Below are 21658 nucleotides of genomic sequence, written 5' to 3' on the forward strand. Positions count from 1 at the left end.
GAGAGCAATTTGCTCTCTTATTTTTCTTTCATTCTATCATTGTATTAATTTTTCCTTCCACTCTTCAGGCCACGGTTCGCCTCTTCCCGTTTTTTTCGACGCTTGGACCATCATTCCACGACCAACTAAACAAACCTCTCCTTCTGCATTCTTCACCATATAATGCAAATCTAATGAAGAATTTCCAACTGATCCCGCTTTTACATACACCTTCAACTGTTCATCAAAATATATTTGTTTAATAAAATTACATTGTAAATCCGCAACAACAATCATCGTTTCTGAAGATTCATGCGTCCATTCTTGCATAAATCCAAGTTCTTTAAACAATGCGATACGCGCTTCTTCAAAATAGGTGAAGGCAACGACATTATTTACATGTCCAAACATATCTACTTCACCAAAACGAACCTTTACAGGATTGTAAAACGAAAAACCACTTTCCCATTGCTCAAAGTCTTCAATATAAGAAATCCTCTTCATTGTTCCCTCTCCTTTTCACTTTGAAATAAACAGAATAAACAGAAAAATATAGTTATAAATATTGCCCCTTCGAAATGAAGAGGCAATATTTTTTAATAGTTATTGTCGCTACCAAAGAAATCTTTGAACGATTGAATTGTTGTATCACGGTTTAACGCCGCAATTGAAGTTGTTAATGGAATACCCTTTGGACATGATTGCACACAGTTTTGAGAGTTACCACAGTTTGCAAGTCCTCCATCACCCATAATTGCACGTAAGCGATCTGCTTTATGCATTTCACCCGTTGGATGTGAGTTAAATAAACGAGCTTGTGATAACGGTGCTGGTCCAATAAAGTCCGATTTACTATTTACGTTTGGACATGATTCTAAGCAAACACCACATGTCATACATTTTGAAAGCTCATAAGCCCATTGACGTTTCTTCTCTGGCATTCTTGGTCCTGGTCCTAAGTCATACGTACCATCAATTGGAATCCAAGCTTTAACACGTTTTAGAGCATTAAACATGCGACTACGGTCAACTTGTAAGTCACGAACAACCGGGAATGTCTTCATCGGTTTTAAGCGAATTGGTTGTTCTAATTGATCGATAAGCGCTGTACATGATTGACGTGGTTTTCCATTAATCACCATCGAACATGCACCACATACTTCCTCTAAACAGTTCATATCCCATGCAATCGGAGTTGTTTTGTTTCCTTTTGAATCAACAGGATTACGACGAATTTCCATAAGCGCCGAAATAATATTCATATTCGGACGATACGGAATTTCAAACTCTTGGTCAAACGCTTGCGCATCTGGTCCGTCTTGTCTCGTAATGATGAGGCGGATTGTTTTCTCAGACATGTTGTTTATCCCCCTTCTCTTCACTCTTAGCAGCTACATCGTGTTTTGAAGAATAATCACGTTTACGTGGTTTAATTAATGAAATATCCACGTCTTCGTAATGGAATGCCGGTGCATTTCCTTCTCCTTCAAATTTCGCCATCGTAGTTTTTAAGAAGTTTGCATCATCACGATTTGGGAATTCAGGTTTGTAATGCGCCCCACGACTCTCATTACGGTTATATGCGCCAATTGTAATAACACGTGCTAATTCAAACATATTTGCAAGTTGGCGTGTAAATGAAGCACCTTGGTTGCTCCATCTCGCTGTATCGTTAATGTTAATACGTTTGTAGCGAGCCATTAACTCTTCAATTTTTGCATCTGTTTCTAATAATTTTTTATTTTCACGAACTACTGTAACGTTATCTGTCATCCATTCTCCAAGCTCTTTATGAAGAACATACGCATTTTCGTTACCATCGAGCGTTAAAATATTGTTAAATTTCTCTGTTTCGATTAATTCATTTTGTTCATACACAGTAGATGAAACAGCATCTGATGATTTAGAAAGACCTTTCATATATTCAATTGCATTTGGTCCTGCTACCATACCACCGTAAATTGCTGATAATAGTGAGTTCGCGCCAAGACGGTTACCACCGTGCATAGAATAATCACACTCACCTGCTGCAAATAAACCTGGAATGCTTGTCATCTGCTTATAATCAACCCATAGCCCGCCCATTGAATAGTGAACAGCTGGGAAGATTTTCATTGGTAGTTTACGAGGATCGTCACCTGTAAATTTCTCATAGATTTCAATAATTCCACCAAGTTTAATATCTAGTTCTTTCGGATCTTTATGAGAAAGATCTAAGTACACCATGTTTTCACCGTTAATACCTAGTTTTTGCTCTACGCAAACATCAAAGATTTCACGCGTTGCGATATCACGAGGTACAAGGTTTCCGTAAGCCGGATATTTTTCTTCTAAGAAGTACCATGGTTTACCATCTTTATATGTCCAAACACGTCCACCTTCACCACGTGCAGATTCACTCATCAGACGTAATTTATCGTCTCCAGGAATTGCCGTTGGGTGAATTTGAATGAACTCACCGTTTGCATAATATGCGCCTTGTTGATATACAGCAGAAGCTGCTGTACCTGTATTAATAATAGAGTTAGTTGATTTTCCGAAAATGATACCAGGGCCCCCTGTTGCCATAATCACGGCATCAGCTCGGAAACTTCTAATCTCCATAGTTTGTAAGTCTTGTGCAACGATTCCTCGGCACACACCTTCATCATCAATAACAGCTCGTAAGAAATCCCAACCTTCATATTTCGTTACAAGTCCTGCTACTTCGTGACGACGTACTTGCTCATCTAATGCGTATAGTAATTGCTGTCCAGTTGTTGCACCAGCAAATGCTGTACGGTGATGTTGAGTTCCACCAAAACGACGGAAATCAAGAAGTCCTTCTTCCGTACGGTTGAACATAACACCCATACGGTCCATTAAATGAATGATACCAGGTGCTGCTTCACACATTGCTTTAACTGGTGGTTGGTTCGCTAAGAAGTCCCCACCATAAATTGTATCGTCAAAGTGGATCCATGGAGAATCCCCTTCACCTTTCGTATTTACGGCACCGTTAATTCCACCTTGGGCACATACAGAATGCGAACGTTTTACTGGTACTAAAGAGAACAGTTCAACATTTACTCCTGCTTCCGCCGCTTTAATCGTTGCCATTAAGCCAGCCAAGCCACCGCCGACTACTATAAGTTTCCCTTTCATGCTCTCCCACTCCTTACTGGTTTGCTAGCTGTGGATCGATGAACGCTAATAATGCACTCACACCTACATAAGATAGACCTAAGAAAATAGCTAATGTTACATAAGTAGAGATTCTTTGTGAACGTGGAGATACTGTAATTCCCCAGCTGATGCAGAATGTCCATAGACCATTTGCAAAGTGGAAAATTGTTGAAACAACACCAACTAAGTAGAATGCAAACATAGCTGGATTGTTTAAAATATCTGCCATCATGTCATAGTTTACCTCTTTACCTAACGCTGCTTGAATACGAGTTTCCCAGACGTGCCAAGAAATGAAAATCAGTGTAACGATACCTGAAATTCTTTGGAAGACGAACATCCAGTTACGGAAATAACCGTAAGAAACCGCATTGTTCTTAGCTGTAAATGCAATATATAAGCCATATATAGCATGGTACAGTATTGGTAAAAAGATAATGAAAATTTCTAGCGCATACCGGAATGGAAGGAGCTCCATAAAGCCTGCAGCTTTGTTAAAAGCCTCTGCTCCTCGTGTTGCAAAGTTGTTTACAATTAAATGTTGCGTCAAAAAGACACCAACCGGGATGACCCCCATTAATGAGTGCCACTTACGAAACGTATACTCGCGGCCTTTCATGTCCCCATTACCCCCCTTGAATGATTGACTGCTGTTTTCAGATTAGTTTATGGCAATAATGTTTTTTCACTATTGGCATAAGAAAAACTGAAAAAATTATTCGAAATATTTCAGCATAATTTGATACCAAGTTCATTTTACTCCTATTTTTGTCGAAGCGTCAAGAAAACGTATACATAATTTGCATATAATTTGCCAATTCTTTTTTTCTTCTTATATATTCAGATTTTCCCAAAGAAAAATCTGTTTTTATAAATGAGAAATGTTATATAATAATCCCTATAGAAAGAGGGGAATATTGTGAGTAAAAATACAATCGATACAACATCTTTAGAAGATGTTTCATTGAACGCCTTCGCTTACGAATTGCTACGTGAAGAATTACTACCTGATTTAATCGGTAACGATCTAGATGGTATTTTATACTGGTCCGGTAGAAACCTTGCAAGAAAATATCCACTAGACACAATTGAAGAAGTCATTCAGTTCTTTGAAAAAGCTGGCTGGGGCACTTTAAGCATTATTGAACATAAGCGTCGTGAAATGCAGTTCCAACTTAAAGGCACACTCATCGCTGAACGTCAAAAACAAAAAAGACATTCTTCTTATCAATTAGAAGCTGGCTTCATCGCTGAACAAATTCAAAAGCAACGAAACGTCGTTGCAGAGTCCTACGAAGAAAAGAAAAAACGTTCAGACTCTATTACATTTCTTGTAAAATGGGATATAAAAGATCTCATTGAAGTGTAGCATTACCCACAGTCAACTAGACATATCAGTTTAGTTGACTTTTTGCATTTTCATTCATTTGAATTTATTTTAAATCTTCAGAAATTATACCAAAAAATAGAAGACGTTGTAAACTACAACGCCTTCTTATCCGCTAAATAACTATAAATTGTCTCTGCGACATTTTTCGGCATACCTGCTTCGACAAATTCCTCTATAGAAGCTTCTTTCATCTTCTTTAATGAACCAAAATGTTTTAACAATACCTTTTTCCGTTTATCACCGATTCCAGGGATATCATCCAGTGCTGATTGAATGACAGATTTCCCGTGTAATTGACGATGAAATGTAATCGCAAATCGATGTACTTCATCTTGAACACGCTGCAATAAATAAAATTCTTGGCTATTTCTCTCAAGCATCACAGGTTCAGGTGGATCTCCAATAATTAAATGAGATGTTTTATGTTTGTCATCTTTTACAAGACCTGCCATCGGAATATATAAACCGAGCTCATTTTCTAAAACATCACTTGCAGCCGCCAGATGGCCTTTTCCGCCATCAATAATGATTAAATCGGGTAAAGGTAAACCCTCTTTCAGCGCCCTTGTATAACGGCGTCTCACAACTTCTCTCATAGACTCATAATCATCTGGTCCTTGAACTGTTTTAATTTTATATTTCCTGTATTCTTTCTTAGCTGGTTTCCCATCAATAAAAGCAATCATTGCCGAAACGGGATTTGTCCCTTGAATATTTGAGTTATCAAACGCTTCAATACGATAAGGCGTTTCAATTCCGAGCTGCTTCCCTAAATTCTCTACAGCTTTAATCGTTCGCTCTTCATCACGTTCAATTAAATAGAATTTCTCTTCCAAGGCAATCTTCGCATTTTTATTTGCCAGTTCTACAAGATCTTTTTTCTTACCGCGTTTCGGCTGTGTCGCTTCCACTTCTAAAAAGCGTTCTACTAATTCTGAGTCTATACTTCCTGGAACGACAATTTCCTTCGGCTTAAAATGACTGCTGTTTTCATAAAATTGACCGATAAACGTTAAGAACCCCTCTTCTGGTTCATCGTAGATTGGAAACATAGAAACATCACGTTCGATTAGCTTTCCTTTTCGAACGAAGAAAACTTGAACACACATCCACCCTTTATCAACTGCATAGCCAAACACATCACGGTCCACTAAATCACTCATAATCATCTTTTGTTTTTCCATAATCGCATCGATATGAGCGATTTGATCACGTAACTCTTTTGCACGTTCAAACTCTAGTTTCTCTGAAGCTTCATACATTTTTGTTTCTAATTCCGAACGAACTTCTTTATGTCCACCATTTAAAAACTTAATAATTTCATCTACAATTTCTTTATTTTGTTCTTCCGTAACTTCTTTCACACAAGGTGCTAAACATTGACCCATATGATAATATAAACAAACTTTATCGGGCATATTTGAGCACTTACGAAGCGGGTACATACGATCTAGCAGTTTTTTCGTTTCATGAGCTGATTGTGCATTCGGATAAGGACCAAAATACTTTCCCTTATCCTTTTTTACATTTCGCGTAATAAGTAATCGCGGTTGTTTCTCAGCTGTAATTTTAATAAAAGGATATGTTTTATCATCTTTTAATTGAATATTATATTTTGGGTCATGTTTTTTTATTAAGTTTAACTCCAAAATGAGCGCCTCTAGATTTGAGGAGGTTACAATATATTCAAAATCTACAATTTCTCCTACTAGCCGAAGTGTTTTTCCATCATGCGAACCAGTAAAGTACGAGCGCACACGATTTTTAAGCACTTTTGCCTTTCCGACATATATAACCGTTCCTTGCTTATCTTTCATTAAATAACAACCAGGTTGATCTGGTAAAATAGCCAACTTCTCTTTTAAATGTTCGTGCACTCGTTACCCTCCATTTCTACATGCTTAGCATTTTTATTTTCACATGAAAACATACTATGCCAAAATACCCAACATACGTTCTTTCATTGTAACGGAAAGGTGTAAAAAAGGAAAATAAAAAAGGCTACCAAATGGTAGCCTTTTTTATTTTAGAAGTGTTTAGAAACTAATTCTACTAACGCTTCTTTCGGTTTGTAACCTAACGCTTGATCAACTACTTTACCGTCTTTTAATACGAAAAGAGCTGGAATGCTCATTACTTCGAATTGACGAGCAGTTTCTTGGTTTTCATCCACGTCTACTTTTACTACTTTTACTTTTTCGCCTAGTTCTGCATCAATTTCCTCTAATACAGGAGCGATCATTTTACAAGGTCCACACCAAGGTGCCCAGAAATCTAATAATACAACACCTTCGCTAGTTTCTGCTGCGAAGCTTTGGTCATTTGCGTTTACAATTGCCATTTTATTTCCTCCTTCAAGTATATTCTACCAAGAGTATATCATTAACTTATATACGTGGCGAATAATATGTATCGTTATGTATTGTAACAAAAAAGTGTTCCTTTATACTATATAAAAATACGGATTAAATACTAAAAAGATGAGAGACAGGGGATCTCTCACCTTTTTCTATATATAGGGGTACTTCACTTGGAACTCAAGGGTACTCAAATCATGAATGTACTTTTAACTTTTTAAACTCTTCTGTTAAAAGAGGTACGACTTCAAATAGATCGCCAACAATACCGTAGTCAGCTACTTTGAATATACTTGCTTCTGGGTCTTTATTAATCGCAACGATTATTTTTGAGTTAGACATACCAGCTAAATGCTGAATCGCTCCAGAAATACCGCATGCAATGTATAGGTCTGGCGTAACAACTTTACCAGTTTGACCAATTTGTAATGAGTAATCGCAATACTCAGCGTCACAAGCACCACGAGATGCTCCAACAGCGCCGCCTAATACGTCAGCTAACTCTTTTAATGGTTTGAATCCTTCTTCGCTCTTCACACCGCGTCCGCCAGCGATAATAACTTTTGCTTCAGAAAGATCAACGCCTTCTGCCGTCTTACGGACGACATCTTGAATGATTGTACGTAAGTCTTTCACATCTACTGTAATAGAAGACACGTCACCACTGCGAGACTCATCTTTTTCAAGCGTTGCGATGTTATTTGGACGCACTGTCGCAAATAAGATGCCGTCTGTTACAATCTTCTTCTCAAACGCTTTACCAGAGTAAATTGGACGAGTAAAGATAACATTTCCACCTTCAACTTCTAAAGCAGTTACGTCAGAAACTAGACCAGCCTCAAGCTTCGCTGCTAATTTTGGTGATAAATCTTTCCCAAGTGCTGTATGTCCAAATACAATACCTTCTGGATTTTCTTCAGCATATACAGCTAAAAATGCTTGTGCATAGCCATCAGATGTATATGATTTTAATTTATCATTTTCAACTGTCACAACGCGATCTGCACCGTAATGAATCAATTCATTTGCAAAAGAAGCAACGCTGTCTCCAACTAGAAGACCTACTACTTCACCGCCTTCTGCAATTGTTTTTGCTGCTGCTACCGCTTCAAACGAAACGTTACGTAGCGATCCATCACGAACTTCACCCATTACTAATACTTTACGAGCCATAGATTTTCCCTCCTGCATATATAATTTCGTATTTTATTAGATTACTTTCGCTTCTGTATGGAGCAACGATACAAGTTCTTTTACTTGATCTTGCAGCTCGCCTTGTAACACTTTTCCTGCATCTTTCTTAGGAGGCAAATAGATTTCAATTGTTTTTGTCTTTGCTTCCACATCATCTTCTTCTAAATCTAAATCATCTAATTCTAATTCTTCTAGTGGCTTTTTCTTCGCTTTCATAATACCTGGAAGCGATGGATAACGAGGTTCATTTAAACCTTGCTGTGCTGTTACTAAAACTGGTAATGAAGTTTCAATCACTTCTGTATCACCTTCAACATCGCGCTCAATCTTCACGTTTGTACCGTCAATTTCAAGTTTTGTAATTGTCGTTACGTACGGAATATTTAATGCTTCAGCTACACGCGGACCAACCTGTCCAGATGCACCATCAATTGCAACGTTTCCGCCTAAAATTAAATCTGCATCTTTATCTTTTAAATATTCAGCAAGCACTTTTGCTGTCGTGAACTGGTCACCATTTTCTACATCATCTTCAATATTAATTAATACCGCTTTATCGCAGCCCATCGCTAACGCCGTACGAAGTTCTTTCTCACTATCTTCGCCACCAACTGTTACGACAGTAACTTCTCCACCTTGTGCGTCTCTTACTTGAATTGCTTCTTCAATTGCATATTCATCGTAAGGGTTGATGATGAATTCCGCTTCGCCATCGTAAATTGCACCGTTTTTAATTACGATTTTTTCTTCTGTATCAAATGTTCGTTTCATGAGTACGTAGATGTTCATTCCATTTACCCCCTTGTTTTTCAGAAAGATTCTATCAATTCTAATTTTCTGTTAATTTATATTAAAAAAATAATTGAACTACCTGCCGCTAAATGAAGGCTTACGTTTTTCTAAAAACGCCGCTACACCTTCTCTTCCATCTTCACTCGTAAATACTTCACCAAAGATTTGAGCTTCGCGTTGTACACCTTCATAATAATGAGACGATTTCGTCGTTTGCAATAACTCTAGTACAGCACGAGTCGTCGCTGGGCTTTTTCCAGCAATCTGTTTTGCAACTTTAAGCGTATCATCTAAAAATGTTTCTTCAGCAAAAACTCCGTTAACTAGTCCCCATTTTAATGCTTCTGCACCAGTAATCGGTGTACTTGTTAACATCATTTCACAAGCTTTCGCTTTCCCAACATAACGCGGTAATCGCTGTGTACCTGCAAATCCAGGAATTAATCCAAGTGTTAATTCAGGTAAACCAAGTTTTGCACTTTCAGTTGCAAAGCGCATGTGGCAAGACATAGCAAACTCAAGGCCGCCGCCAAGTGCCGCTCCATGAATTGCCGCGATAACTGGTTTTGAACATTTTTCAACGCGCTCAAACGTAACTTGTCCAAGCTGCGCTAATTCAGTCGCTTGCTTCGCTTCAGTAACAGATGTAAATTCTTTAATATCTGCTCCCGCCGAGAAGAAGCGCCCTTCACCGTGAATAACAACAACACGAATGTTATCATCCTTCTCCACTTGATCAATTAATTCAGTAACGTCATGCATAACTTGTGAAGACATCGCGTTAGCTGGCGCATGATTTAACGTAGCCACCGCGATATGATCTTCAACTCTTACAGATAGGAATTTCAACATGATCCCTCCCATTATTGACGATAACCACAAGCTGCAATAAGTAGCCCATGTACCGTTTTTGAAAGTGCGACCAGATCATACTTATGATCGCTCATTACCCAATTGGTCACAACTTCATCTACTGTTCCAAAGATCATTTGTCTTGCCACGCGAACATTTAAATCCGCTTGGAATTCACCTTGCTTTATACCTGTCTCTAAAATCTCATCAATAACTTGTAAGTAGCCTTTTAATACTTCATTTATTTTCAGGCGTAAGTCTTGATTGGACTGTCTTAGCTCTAATTGCGTAACGATAGCAAGAGGATCATTTTGCGACAACAGCAAGAAGTGCGTTTCTACCAACATGAATAACTTCGATACAGCGCTTTCAATTCCTGCTGTTTTTTGACGAATTGTTTCGACAAATTCTCCCATCTTCTCTTGAAATAAGGATATTAATATATCTTCTTTATTTTTAAAATATAAATAAATCGTGCCATCAGCTACCCCAGCTTGCTTTGCTATTTTAGAAACTTGCGCTTGGTGGTACCCATTCTCCGCAATCACAATGACTGCCGCATCAATAATTTGATTGTATTTCGGTCTATTTTTCTTCACTTTACTGTCCCCTTCAAGAAGATGACTGAATGAATAGTCATTCATATTCTTATAATACTGACTATTTAGAAAAGTGTCAATCCCATTTTTTCAAAAAGAAAGGGCCTTAGCCCGTTTGCTCATCCTCATTCTTTCTTTTCTCTTCCTCAATTAGGACACGGCGCAAAATTTTCCCAACTGTCGTTTTCGGCAGTTCATCTCTAAACTCATATACTTTCGGAACTTTATAGGCCGCTAAATATTTACGAGCAAACTGATTTAATTCTTCCTCAGAACACTCCGTACCTTCTTTTAACACAACAAACGCTTTAACTGTCTCTCCCCTATACGGATCAGGAACTCCAATTGTCACTACTTCTTGCACCTTTTCATGCTCATATAATACCTCTTCTACTTCACGAGGATACACATTAAATCCACTCGCAACAATCATATCTTTCTTACGATCTTTCACATAGAAGAAGCCATCTTCATCCATGTAGCCAACGTCCCCTGTATGGAGCCATCCATCTTGCAGTACAGCTGCTGTTTCTTCTGGCTTATTCCAATATCCTTTCATAATTTGAGGGCCTTTTACTACAATTTCACCAATTTCTCCCGGTGGTAATGCCTCGCCAGTTTCAAGCGACATAATCATTGCTTCTGTATCTGGCCACGGAACTCCAATGCTACCTGGCACTCGCTTTTCCCATAAAAAATTACTATGTGTAACTGGAGATGATTCTGTTAAACCATATCCCTCTACTAATTTACCCCCTGTAACTGTTTCGAACTTTTCCTGTACTTCTACTGGCAGTGGTGCTGATCCACTAATACAAGCACGAATAGACGAAATATCGTATTGTTTTAAAAGCGGGCTATTTAAAAGAGCGATATAAATAGTTGGTGCTCCTGGAAACAATGTCACTTTATGCTTCTTAATCGCTTCAAAAACCATCTTCATATCAAATTTTGGAATAAGAACCATTTTGTATCCTTGCATAATACTTAAATTCATGACAGCCGTCATGCCATACACGTGGAAAAATGGAAGAACCCCAAGAACGACTTCTTCTCCTTCTTTGCAATTATATAACCATTGAACTCCCATCAAAGTGTTAGAAACGAGGTTTTTATGCGTTAACATAACGCCTTTCGGAAATCCAGTTGTTCCTCCTGTGTACTGTAAAAGAGCTAGATCATTTTCAGGATCACAAGGCACCTCAACACCTGTATTCACTTCTTTTTCTACTGAGTTCCAAAGGTGAATCGTTTCACTCTCTGATACTTTCACAACTAAATTTGACTGTTTTTTCTGCACAAATGGATACAATAGATTTTTAGGGAAGGGCAAAAAGTCCGCAATACGAGTTACGATAATATGCTCAATTTTTGTAGCAGATTGAACATTCGTTACTCTTGGGAACACTAAATCGAGGCAAAGAATTACTTTTGCTCCCGAGTCATGAAGTTGATATTCTAATTCTCTTTCTGTATATAGTGGATTTGTTTGGACTACGATACCTCCCGCAAGTAATGTACCGTAATAACCGATTACAGCTTGCGGACAATTCGGCAACATAATAGCAACTCGATCACCCTTTTCCACACCGAGCTTTTGAAGATAATTTGCAAATCTCTTCACCTTATCATGAAAGTCTGAAAATGTAATATCCTTCCCTAAAAAGTGAAGCGCTTTCTTTTCTGGGTAGCGAGAAGCCATCTGTTCTACATATTTATGAAGCGGCTGAATATCATAAGAAATTGTACTTGGAATTTCCTCTGGATAATTTTTCAACCATGGTTTTTCCACCTTCATTCCCCCTTCAAATACATAAAAATAAATGAATGTTCATTCATGAGGTTGTTTTCATTATATTATAGTCACCATAACGTTACAATCATAATATTCTGACTTTTATATAACTATGCTTTACTTCATTAACTTCTTATTATATGTACAAACTCTCCTAATCTATAAAAAAATAAGAGAGTTATTATTTAGCTTAATCTTATTATCGTTAACACAGCTCCTGGTGTAGTTGTTGATAATGTTGCAACAGCTAACAAACCAAATAGTTGCAAACTAATAGCATCTCCTGCTGCAAGAGTTGTAATAATTGTTGCGCTAAATGATGTAGTTGCTAACGCAGGAGAATTGATCGTTCCAGCAAGTGGTGCTCCATTAATTGTAATACGAGAACTGACTAACAATGAAGCCGTTATATTAATCGTATATGAAATATAATAATTCCCAGCATTTGCAACCGTAAATACTGTATTTCCACCAGAAACAGTAATTCCTGGACCGATGTTTTGATTATTTGGAAGCGGGACATTCGTTCCACCAAGAAGTACCGATATTGCTGTTCCCGACGTATTATTTGCAAATGCATACGTCGCCGTGATACTTGTACCTGTTACTCCCGTTGGACCGGTCGCTCCTGTTGAACCCGTTGAACCTGTTGCTCCTGTTGGACCCGTTATTCCTGTTGCTCCCGTTATTCCCGTCGCTCCTGTTGGACCTGTTGATCCTGTTACTCCCGTCGCTCCCGTTGGGCCTGTTGACCCTGTCGCTCCCGTTGGGCCTGTTGACCCTGTTACTCCCGTCGCTCCCGTTGGACCTGTTGACCCTGTCGCTCCTGTTACTCCCGTCGCTCCCGTTGGACCTGTTGATCCTGTTACTCCCGTCGCTCCCGTTGGACCTGTTGATCCTGTTACTCCCGTCGCTCCCGTTGGACCTGTTGATCCTGTTACTCCCGTCGCTCCCGTTGGACCTGTTGACCCTGTCGCTCCTGTTACTCCCGTCGCTCCCGTTGGACCTGTTGACCCTGTCGCTCCTGTTACTCCCGTCGCTCCCGTTGGACCTGTTGACCCTGTTGATCCTGTTGCTCCTGTTGCTCCTGTTGCTCCTGTTGCTCCCGTTGATCCCGTTGATCCGGTTGCCCCCGTTGACCCTGTTACCCCTGTCGCGCCTGTTGACCCTGTTGATCCTGTTGCTCCCGTTGATCCCGTTGATCCCGTTGGACCTATGTCACCTGTTGCTCCTGTTGGGCCTGTCGCTCCCGTTGATCCTGTTGCCCCCGTCGGACCGGTTGGACCAACCTTAGGTACTGTCCCATCACAACTAAAACAGCATGAATCAACATGTACACCATTTTGATTATTACAACTACAATATCCATTTGTATTATTGAGCCATGAAGACATGTTGATCACTTCCTTTACATTCGATCTTTTAAGTACAATCAACGAGTTAGAAAACAACTATCTAAATAACAAAGACATACTTTGTCTAGTGGGGATAAACGCAGATTTATTCCATACATTCTAGTAATTATTACATGCAATTTGCTCTCCTTTTGCTTGTACTTTCGCCTTCTTGCTCAAACGAAATTCTTTTTCTCCATTCTGCATATACATATAAATTTCAATCCAATTGGTATATTCATTGGTGGATTACTTGCAGTTGGAATTTTACTTTTCTTTTCATGAAAATTAGAGTTTAGCTCAACATCCCTTACTTTAATAGGAATCGGTATTTCAACTCCCGGCTCAGCGATTATTCACCCCTTTATTGTTAACACAGATTTGAACGTTGCTGTACTTGGATCAACTTATTTCCTATGGTTAATAAGGAAGAGTGGAAAGAAGATTAATTAAAAAAAGAGGCTTCTTATGTGAGAAGCCTCTTTTTTTATTCATTTTCATAAGCCCAAAGGAAACTATCTTTTTTTCACGAATTTAACCTATGAACATAACTAGGGGGGATAAATATGTATCAAACTATTGAAGGTTTCTTGCAATCATGGACATACGAGGCTGAGTCTACTCAAAAGATACTCGATGCATTAACCGATGAGTCTTTATCACAAGAAATTGCACCTGGGCACTGGACGTTAGGCAGAGTCTCTTGGCATATCGTGACGGCAATACCAGTTATACTATCTGGTACGGGACTTAAATTTGAAGGAGAAACGAAAGATTATCCTGTACCAACTTCAGCTAAAACAATTGCAGATAGGTATCGTAAAGTGAATGCGGCTTTTGTTGAAGCACTTCAAAGCGAATGGACTGATAAAGACTTAACTACTATTAATGACTTCTTCGGCCGCCCTATGCCGAATTCTATATTTTTAATGACACTTATTAATCATCAAAATCATCACCGCGGGCAAATGACGGTTTTAATGCGACAAGCCGGCTTAACAGTCCCTGGCGTATATGGTCCTGCAAAAGAAGAATGGGCTGCAGCTGGAATGGTTGCTCCTAAAATGTAACAACAAAAAAAGACAAGGTGTTTACACATCTTGTCTTTTTCTGTAACTTGTTTCATGTGAAACTATTTTTCGTATTCTTGTCATACAGTTACATCTTCCTTCTCTATATTTTTAATTCCGTAATATGCAATCGCAACTCCAATTACAGCAAGTGCTAGTTGAAGGGGAAGAAAAGTTGCTGTAGAAAACATCGGAGTATTATTAATTGCAATGGATACAACGATAAGAGATGAAACAATTGTAGTCGGCACCGAACGTTTACGCATTCCAAAATATAATGGGATTAAACTTATTCCCGCAGTAGCAATAGCTAAAGGGACAAGGTTTATCCCTTCTCGTGTCAATTGATCTACTGTGAATGAATTAGGAAGAATTGAAAAATAGCTATCTATCCCAAAGAACATTCCTACTACTAAAATATTAGATAAAATAACTGTTATAAATGTTAATGTTGCTGTAATAACCAACTTACTAACCAGCATTTTTTTTCGGTTAATTGGATAAGAAAACATAAGTAGTATTGTTTTGTTTTTATATTCACTAATGATTAACCTTGCGATTAACACACTACCAAAAATAATAAATGTTGCTCTTACTAATGTACTAGCCATTAACAAAACCATCTGTGGATCTCTCATTTCTGGTTCTCCTTCTATTTGAGAAACGATGCTCGTAAAGATCAGTAATGCCAGTATAGCGATATTTGCAATAATCGCTCCCCTCACATACCATCCAATCTTAAACTTCTTCAGTTCTAACTTCATAAGACGTAGCATAATAGTCCTCCTTTCATTTACATTTTAATCGATATAAATTACCCCTGTTTCACTTAAAATCTCCACTTTATTTTTCGCATCACCAACCGTTCCTACTTTTATTTTTTCTGTATTTTTATCTTTCTTAAGTCCTTTTAAATCCACTATTACGTCAGCCGAATTACTTTTAGCCATAAGCTTCAATGATGCCGGGACACCTTTATACCGTACGCCAATATCCGCTGATTTTGTTTCTATAAATAATGATTTTCCTTCTGTCATATCTTTCAGTAATACTTCCCCAGATGTTGAAGTGATGTTCATATTTAAGTTGTTTACATTTGTTATATAGTTATCGCCAGTCGTAGACTTTATGTTTAACTCTTGTACTGAACTATCTTTTACAGCTAACTCTCCACTTTTCGATATGAATTCACCTTTCTCGGCTGATAGTCCTACAACCATTTCATCTCCAGACTTACTTTTTGTCACGATATTTTTCACTTCTATATCGCTTATTTTCACATCACCCGATTTATTATTTAATACAATTTCATCTATTTCTTTCTTCGGAATAGCTATACATATACTATTTTTCTTCCTAAACGTAAAACCATTAAAGAATTTGGTCGACTTTTGTTTTTGCTTAACTATAACTTTATTCCCTGCCTGTTCTATTTCGACAGGATCTACCTCTTTATCTAAACGTTCACCTTGAGCGGAAATTACTATTTTATTAGCGTCTGTACTTCTAAATTCAATATCCCAGTTTTCATTGTCTACTTCTATTTCTTTTATATTATTGATCTCAAAAGACTTTTCTTTCTTAAAATCTTTTCCCTTAAATACCTTAAAACCAAAAACTACACTAGCAATTGTAATGAATAATATTGCAATTACTATTATCTTTTTCACTACCCATACCCCAGTTCGTTATTGTTTTAGGCTTGCTTCACGCCACATCGATCTTGTCGATTTTACGAAACGATAGATAACTAATGAAAATCCCTAATAAACAGAGCACGATTGGGATAGCTATAAAATCAAACATGCTTACTTGATTGCTTTCAGCCCCAACGTTACCACTAATCAGCATACTAATTATTACTGCCGAAGTAATCGTTGTCGGTGTCGATTTCTTTCTCATCCCAAAAAATAAAGGAATTAAACTTATACCAGATATCATAAATGCACTTATAAAAGTAGCTGGAATGATAGCGATTATTTCACCTATCGTAGCAGGTGTTTCAATCAGTCCCATCATTGGGCTCACAAAATATACGAGCAAACTAATAATGAAAGTAGCGATAATCGTGCTCACAAAACAAAAACAAAAAACAATTGTTAATTTCGCGCTCATTAGCAGTTTCCTTTGCAGCGGATACATAAATGATAGTTGGATCGTTTTGTTCTTATACTCATCAATTACTAAACGTGATAAAATGACCGAACTAAAAATAATGAATGTTATTCTAATAAAAATATTTACTAAAGCCATGTTCTGTGTAAAGTCAGAGAAGAGCACGTCTTCCTCAGCTTTCATTCCCCATGCCATAAGACTTACTACAGCGAAAATTGCTATAATACAAATTGCTACACTTTTAAAGTAACTAGATAATTGATGTTTTTTCCATTCGAGCTTCATTAATTTAAACATATAAACCACGCCTCCATTCTTTATATAACTGTCTCTACACTGTTAACATTCTAATTCCAGCAGTAACTACGCTTAACATTCCTATCATTAGTAGAATTAACAACCATTTCCGCTCTGGTTTCCTATAATATAAAATCCCGCTTATGAACATTACGACCAATCCACTTACTAGATTCACTAACAATCCATTAAGCATGAATGCCCTCTCCATCCATTACATTTAAGAAATATTCCTCTAAGGAACTATGTTTCTTATTAATACTTTCAATTTCCACATCGTTCATAATAAGCGCTTTTGAAATGGCTTGCTGAGACACTGCTGTATCATACACACGAATCATATTTCCACTCATTATTTTATAATTTTTTATGCCAAGTTTATCTTCTAAAATATAAGCTGCACGCTTCACATCAGGAACAGTGATTTCAATGTACTCTGTTTGTTTTCCGTTAATACTCTTCATTGAAACTTCTTTTATTAGTTTTCCATTTTGAATGACACCAATTGTATCCGCCATTAGCTCCATCTCGCCTAAAATATGACTAGAGACTAATAACGTAATACCATATTCTTTGCAAAGCATTTTAAATAAGTCTCTTAATTCTTTAATACCAATTGGATCTAAACCGTTAATTGGCTCATCTAAAATGAGTAGTTCCGGCTTCGTCATGATCGCCCTTGCAATACCTAGTCGTTGCTTCATCCCTAATGAAAAATCTTTTACTTTTTTATCATCTATACCGTGCAGTTTCACTAAATGTAAAGCATGATCAATTGCGTTCTTATCGTAATACCCCATATATTCACAATGTAATTCTAGGTTTTCCTTCGCCGTTAATTTATCATAAAAGATTGGATATTCGATAATTGTCCCCATGCGCTTTAACAATTCATAAGATGTATCCGTTAACTTCTCACCGAAAATTTCAATATCACCGCTCGTCGGTTTTATTAAATTTGTAATCATTTTCATAATCGTTGTTTTACCTGCACCATTTGGTCCTAAGAAACCGTATATCTCTCCTTTTTTCACATGCATGTTAACGCTAGAAATAACTTCCTTCCCTTTAAACACTTTCGTTAACTGATTTGTTTTTAATATATATGTCATATCGCTTTCTCCTTTCGCACTACTTTATATTTCTATAATAGACAATGGAAATCTCTTTTTTCTTACCCATTCCTTACAAATTCCTTACGCTGAAAAAAAGCTTGTAGAATCTAATTCTCTACAAGCTAAAACAACATCTTTTTTAATACAACTGTAAAAATCGTTTTTTTATATGGCTTACTAGAAAGATGTATTTTTCCATCCATCGCTTCCACAAGCCTTTTCGTAATCGTTAATCCTAAACCGCTTCCTTGGTACAATCTATTTCTTGAATCTTCAAGGGTGTACATACGCTCAAACACTTTATCAATATGAGATTCATCGATTCCTTTTCCTGTATCCCATACATCTATATACACACTCGTTTCATCACCTCTTAACGTCACACCAAGTGTCTTTCCATCGTCTCCATATGTAATTGCATTTGATATTAAATTATTCAATACTCTACCTAATACTTCTACATTTCCAAGTGCATATATATTTTTTTCTGGTATATCAATATGAACTTGAAACCCTTTCGTCGTCACTAAATCATAAAAAGATAAAATCTTCTCGCGGCAAACTTCATTCATATTTACTTTTGTCATTTCAATTGCCTTGTCACCAGATTCTAGTTTTGCTAAGTCAAAAAACTTATGAATTAGTTCCATTACTTCTAATGTTTTCACATGCACCTTTTCAAGTAATATTTGCTGTTCTTCTTTAGTTATCGTTTTATCCTTATTTAACATTTCTGTATATCCAAGAATAACTGTTAGCGGCGTCTTTAAATCATGTGAAATATTTGAAAGCATTTTTCTCATCGAAATTTCTACTTTTGCATGATCTGCATTCGTTTTCTGTTTTGCATCTAATAATTGATTAATTGCTACTAATAATTTTTGCAATTCTAGATCATCTGTCATAACGAGTAACTTCTCGCCTGTTTGTTGATTTACAATACTTTCTAATTTTTCATATGTGTATCGTAAATTTTTACTACTATTTTTTCTCATTTTATATTGTATGTAAATGACACATAACAATATAAAAATAATACTTATTAACAAATTGACCATATTACATCACTTCCAACTTATAACCGATGCCCCATAACGTTTTAATGTATTCTGGATTAGATGGATCGCTTTCGATTTTCTCACGCAATCTTCTCATATGAACATTAATAACGTTATCATCACCGTAATACTCTTCGTTCCAAACTAACGTGTATATTTGTGCTTTCGTAAATACACGATTTTGATTCTTTACGAATAGCTTTAAAATCTCAAATTCTTTTAAAGTAAGTTTGAGCGACTTCCCGTTTTTTTCAACCGTAAAATTAATTGGATCAATTGTTAGATCACCAATTTGAATCATCTTTTCTGTTTCTTCTGTAGCTGAATACTTCGTAGACCTCCGAATACCTGCCTTTACACGTGCAGCTAATTCAATCATAGAAAATGGCTTACAAATGTAATCATCTGCTCCAAGTCCTAATCCAACAGCTTTATCAACATCTGTATCTTTTGCCGACATCATTAAAATCGGAACAGCACTCTTTTCTCGAATGATTCGCACAACCTCTAAGCCATCTAACTTCGGCATCATAATGTCGAGGATAATCAAATCAAATGAACCTTTTAAATATGTATTCACGCCCTCTTCTCCATCAGACGCAATTGTTACTTGAAATCCTTCTTTTATTAAATACTTTTCCACCATCTCTTGAATTGAAATATCATCTTCAACTAATAAAATATGATGTGACATATGTCTATCCCCTTTTTTACAAACATTAACATTTTAATTGTATCGTAACGAATGAATACTGTGAAGAATTATATGAATTTTCAAACCAACTTCCCTTCCTTCCCTAACAATGATATGATGAAATTTACTACGATAGTTCATAATTAACTTTATATAAAGGAGACTTATCATGTCAGAAAACAAAAAAGTAAGCTTAGCTGATTTAATGCGTGAACAACTTGCAAAGAAAAAGCAAGGTAACGGTAATGGTCAGAATGCCAAAAACCAAAGCCAAGAAACAAAAAAATTACAAAACCAACAAACGAAAAAAACAAACAACCAACGTAGACGTACAGGTGTATAAATGAACGGCCAAAAACGTTCTAATATCGCACCCGGCCTTGAAGTTGATATTGTATTAAAACAAGATCAACGCACAGGCAAACTAACACGTGGAATTGTAAAAGATATTTTAACAAACTCCCCTTCCCATCCGCATGGCATTAAAGTGCGATTACAGGACGGGCAAGTCGGTAGAGTACAAAATATCGTTCAATAAGAAAAAGGAGCTCAAGTAAACGCGAGCTCCTTTTCTTTATTAACCTTTAATTTTCTCGATGAAAACTACTTTTAAATAGTCTCCTTCTTTAAATTGATCAATGGTACGGAAATCTTCCGGTAAAGAATGTTCTTCTAATATTTTATATTTGCCATTCATTTCTTTAAATGCCGTATCGATAAAGCCTTTAAACTTTTTCATATCGAATGCGCTACAATTTGTAGAAGCAACGATAATCCCGTTATTTTCTGTAATGGCAATTGTTTCTTTTAATAAGTTTTTATAATCTTTCGCTGCACTAAATGTATATTTTTTTGAGCGTGCAAAGCTTGGAGGATCCAGTACGACCATATCAAACTTCATCTTTTTCTTCGCTGCATATTTGAAGTAAAGAAAGACATCTTCTACAATAATGTCTTGCGCTTCATAATCAATTTCATTTACACTAAACTGCTCAATCGTTTTACTTAAACTACGATTGGCAAGATCCACACTCGTCGTTTTGCTCGCTCCGCCAAGCGCTGCAAATACGGAGAAAGCACCTGTATAAGAGAACATATTTAAAACAGTTCTTCCCTTTGCATACTTATCACGAATTTGTTTTCGAACATTACGCTGATCTAAAAATACACCAACCATCGCTCCGTCATTTAAATAAACAGCGAAATTCACACCATTCTCTTTTACGATAAGCGGGAACTCACCGCGCTCTCCTGCTACGAAATCATCGCCTTCAATGTATTTCCCTTTCGTATCAAAACGCTTCTTCTCATAAATGCCTTTAAAGTTTGCTACTTTTTGAAGAGCTGCTATAATCTCATCTCTGAAAGTATAAATCCCTTCACTATACCAACTTACTACATAATAGCCATCATAATAATCGATAATTAGTCCGCCAAGACCATCACCTTCACCATTCACCACACGGAATGCTGTCGTATCACTTGATTTATAAAATTGTTTTCGTTTATGTAAGGCAGATTTAATTTTACTTTCAAAGAAAGATTGATTAATTTGTTCACTCTCTTTTCTCGTTAAAATCCAGCCGTACCCTTTATTTTGTTTTCCATAATAGCCTTTTCCGATGAATTGGTTCTTCTCATCTACTACTTTAATGATTGTTCCTTCTTCCTGAACATCATTTAAATTTTGGATTGCATCTTTTAAAATAAGTGGATACCCACTTTTAATTTCTTTTATAAATTTCGGTTTTATTTTTACAGTTACTTCTGATCGCATATAAAAACTTCCTTT

At 36.9% G+C, this 21658-nt stretch carries 24 protein-coding genes and 1 pseudogene; 5 read left to right on the forward strand and 20 right to left on the reverse strand.

Going from position 1 to position 21658, the window contains the following annotated elements; all coding sequences use genetic code 11:
• Positions 1–36: 36 nt before the first annotated feature.
• The 4 genes from ACTFSI_RS05015 to sdhC all read right to left on the reverse strand — a co-directional run bounded on the left by ACTFSI_RS05015 (position 37) and on the right by sdhC (position 3763).
• Complete coding sequence (locus ACTFSI_RS05015; protein ID WP_000822738.1) at positions 37–483, reverse strand: acyl-CoA thioesterase; 447 nt, start codon at positions 481–483, stop codon at positions 37–39.
• A gap of 92 nt (positions 484–575) precedes the next feature.
• Positions 576–1337 (reverse strand): succinate dehydrogenase iron-sulfur subunit, encoded by a 762-nt coding sequence (gene sdhB / locus ACTFSI_RS05020; RefSeq protein WP_001291826.1) that lies wholly within the window; start codon positions 1335–1337, stop codon positions 576–578.
• On the reverse strand, positions 1330–3123 hold the full coding sequence (gene sdhA, locus ACTFSI_RS05025; RefSeq protein ID WP_000676735.1) for a succinate dehydrogenase flavoprotein subunit: 1794 nt from the start codon (positions 3121–3123) through the stop codon (positions 1330–1332). Before sdhA ends, sdhB begins: the two co-directional genes overlap by 8 nt.
• A gap of 13 nt (positions 3124–3136) precedes the next feature.
• Positions 3137–3763: a succinate dehydrogenase cytochrome B558 gene (gene sdhC, locus ACTFSI_RS05030; RefSeq protein WP_000678352.1), complete on the reverse strand. Its 627-nt coding sequence runs from the start codon at positions 3761–3763 to the stop codon at positions 3137–3139.
• A 300-nt stretch (positions 3764–4063) separates the two neighbouring features.
• On the opposite strand from sdhC, the gene ACTFSI_RS05035 reads away from it, so the two are divergent.
• Positions 4064–4513 (forward strand): YslB family protein, encoded by a 450-nt coding sequence (locus ACTFSI_RS05035; protein ID WP_000042220.1) that lies wholly within the window; start codon positions 4064–4066, stop codon positions 4511–4513.
• A gap of 113 nt (positions 4514–4626) precedes the next feature.
• Here the strand turns inward: ACTFSI_RS05035 and uvrC are convergent, their stop codons facing one another.
• The 8 genes from uvrC to ACTFSI_RS05075 form a co-directional block, all read right to left on the reverse strand.
• On the reverse strand, positions 4627–6411 hold the full coding sequence (gene uvrC / locus ACTFSI_RS05040) for an excinuclease ABC subunit C (protein ID WP_000544274.1): 1785 nt from the start codon (positions 6409–6411) through the stop codon (positions 4627–4629).
• Positions 6412–6560: 149 nt separating this feature from the next.
• Positions 6561–6875, reverse strand: coding sequence for a thioredoxin (gene trxA / locus ACTFSI_RS05045; RefSeq protein ID WP_001018943.1), 315 nt, complete (start codon positions 6873–6875; stop codon positions 6561–6563).
• A 211-nt stretch (positions 6876–7086) separates the two neighbouring features.
• Positions 7087–8064 carry an electron transfer flavoprotein subunit alpha gene (etfA, locus tag ACTFSI_RS05050; protein WP_000101965.1) on the reverse strand — a complete coding sequence of 326 codons (978 nt, stop codon included), beginning with the start codon at positions 8062–8064 and terminating at the stop codon, positions 7087–7089.
• Positions 8065–8100: 36 nt separating this feature from the next.
• On the reverse strand, positions 8101–8874 hold the full coding sequence (gene etfB / locus ACTFSI_RS05055) for an electron transfer flavoprotein subunit beta (protein ID WP_001029030.1): 774 nt from the start codon (positions 8872–8874) through the stop codon (positions 8101–8103).
• A 78-nt stretch (positions 8875–8952) separates the two neighbouring features.
• The gene (locus tag ACTFSI_RS05060) at positions 8953–9729 is read right to left on the reverse strand and encodes an enoyl-CoA hydratase (protein WP_000911295.1); all 777 of its coding nucleotides are present in this window, start codon (positions 9727–9729) and stop codon (positions 8953–8955) included.
• An 11-nt stretch (positions 9730–9740) separates the two neighbouring features.
• Complete coding sequence (locus ACTFSI_RS05065) at positions 9741–10328, reverse strand: TetR/AcrR family transcriptional regulator (RefSeq protein WP_000742222.1); 588 nt, start codon at positions 10326–10328, stop codon at positions 9741–9743.
• A gap of 106 nt (positions 10329–10434) precedes the next feature.
• Positions 10435–12120 (reverse strand): long-chain-fatty-acid--CoA ligase, encoded by a 1686-nt coding sequence (locus ACTFSI_RS05070; RefSeq protein WP_138321044.1) that lies wholly within the window; start codon positions 12118–12120, stop codon positions 10435–10437.
• Positions 12121–12308: 188 nt separating this feature from the next.
• Positions 12309–13517 carry a BclA C-terminal domain-containing protein gene (locus ACTFSI_RS05075; protein WP_138321042.1) on the reverse strand — a complete coding sequence of 403 codons (1209 nt, stop codon included), beginning with the start codon at positions 13515–13517 and terminating at the stop codon, positions 12309–12311.
• 219 nt (positions 13518–13736) lie between these two features.
• Between ACTFSI_RS05075 and ACTFSI_RS05080 the strand changes: the two are divergent.
• Together ACTFSI_RS05080 and ACTFSI_RS05085 are read left to right on the forward strand one after the other, a co-directional pair.
• Positions 13737–13928 (forward strand): annotated as a pseudogene (locus ACTFSI_RS05080) (hypothetical protein); the annotation flags it as partial.
• A 155-nt stretch (positions 13929–14083) separates the two neighbouring features.
• Positions 14084–14587 (forward strand): DinB family protein, encoded by a 504-nt coding sequence (locus ACTFSI_RS05085; protein ID WP_044790614.1) that lies wholly within the window; start codon positions 14084–14086, stop codon positions 14585–14587.
• Positions 14588–14667: 80 nt separating this feature from the next.
• Here ACTFSI_RS05085 and ACTFSI_RS05090 read toward each other — a convergent pair whose 3' ends face one another.
• The 7 genes from ACTFSI_RS05090 to ACTFSI_RS05120 all read right to left on the reverse strand — a co-directional run bounded on the left by ACTFSI_RS05090 (position 14668) and on the right by ACTFSI_RS05120 (position 19866).
• A complete protein-coding gene (locus tag ACTFSI_RS05090; protein ID WP_000945184.1) occupies positions 14668–15363 on the reverse strand; it encodes an ABC transporter permease in 696 nt (231 codons plus the stop codon).
• Positions 15364–15387: 24 nt separating this feature from the next.
• Positions 15388–16257, reverse strand: a complete 870-nt coding sequence (locus tag ACTFSI_RS05095) for a DUF4097 family beta strand repeat-containing protein (RefSeq protein WP_000720996.1) — start codon at positions 16255–16257, stop codon at positions 15388–15390.
• A gap of 37 nt (positions 16258–16294) precedes the next feature.
• Positions 16295–16999 carry an ABC transporter permease gene (locus tag ACTFSI_RS05100; RefSeq protein ID WP_000475556.1) on the reverse strand — a complete coding sequence of 235 codons (705 nt, stop codon included), beginning with the start codon at positions 16997–16999 and terminating at the stop codon, positions 16295–16297.
• 34 nt (positions 17000–17033) lie between these two features.
• The gene (locus tag ACTFSI_RS05105; protein WP_000931775.1) at positions 17034–17195 is read right to left on the reverse strand and encodes a hypothetical protein; all 162 of its coding nucleotides are present in this window, start codon (positions 17193–17195) and stop codon (positions 17034–17036) included.
• Positions 17188–18111, reverse strand: coding sequence for an ABC transporter ATP-binding protein (locus tag ACTFSI_RS05110; RefSeq protein ID WP_000221076.1), 924 nt, complete (start codon positions 18109–18111; stop codon positions 17188–17190). The genes ACTFSI_RS05105 and ACTFSI_RS05110 overlap by 8 nt, the downstream gene beginning before the upstream one ends.
• A 125-nt stretch (positions 18112–18236) precedes the next feature.
• Complete coding sequence (locus ACTFSI_RS05115; RefSeq protein ID WP_000247687.1) at positions 18237–19172, reverse strand: HAMP domain-containing histidine kinase; 936 nt, start codon at positions 19170–19172, stop codon at positions 18237–18239.
• A 1-nt stretch (position 19173) separates the two neighbouring features.
• Complete coding sequence (locus tag ACTFSI_RS05120; RefSeq protein WP_000018027.1) at positions 19174–19866, reverse strand: response regulator transcription factor; 693 nt, start codon at positions 19864–19866, stop codon at positions 19174–19176.
• Between the two features lie 169 nt (positions 19867–20035).
• On the opposite strand from ACTFSI_RS05120, the gene ACTFSI_RS05125 reads away from it, so the two are divergent.
• Together ACTFSI_RS05125 and ACTFSI_RS05130 are read left to right on the forward strand one after the other, a co-directional pair.
• The gene (locus ACTFSI_RS05125) at positions 20036–20209 is read left to right on the forward strand and encodes a hypothetical protein (protein ID WP_001293578.1); all 174 of its coding nucleotides are present in this window, start codon (positions 20036–20038) and stop codon (positions 20207–20209) included.
• Entirely contained in the window at positions 20210–20404 is a 195-nt protein-coding gene (locus tag ACTFSI_RS05130) for a YwbE family protein (RefSeq protein WP_001014310.1), read from the forward strand. It abuts the gene before it with no gap.
• A gap of 39 nt (positions 20405–20443) precedes the next feature.
• Here ACTFSI_RS05130 and ACTFSI_RS05135 read toward each other — a convergent pair whose 3' ends face one another.
• Positions 20444–21643 (reverse strand): class I SAM-dependent rRNA methyltransferase, encoded by a 1200-nt coding sequence (locus tag ACTFSI_RS05135; protein ID WP_001255965.1) that lies wholly within the window; start codon positions 21641–21643, stop codon positions 20444–20446.
• Positions 21644–21658 lie beyond the last annotated feature (15 nt).

This window comes from Bacillus cereus group sp. MYBK101-2, from assembly GCF_051918845.1.
GTDB classification, from domain to species: Bacteria; Bacillota; Bacilli; order Bacillales; family Bacillaceae_G; genus Bacillus_A; species Bacillus_A paranthracis.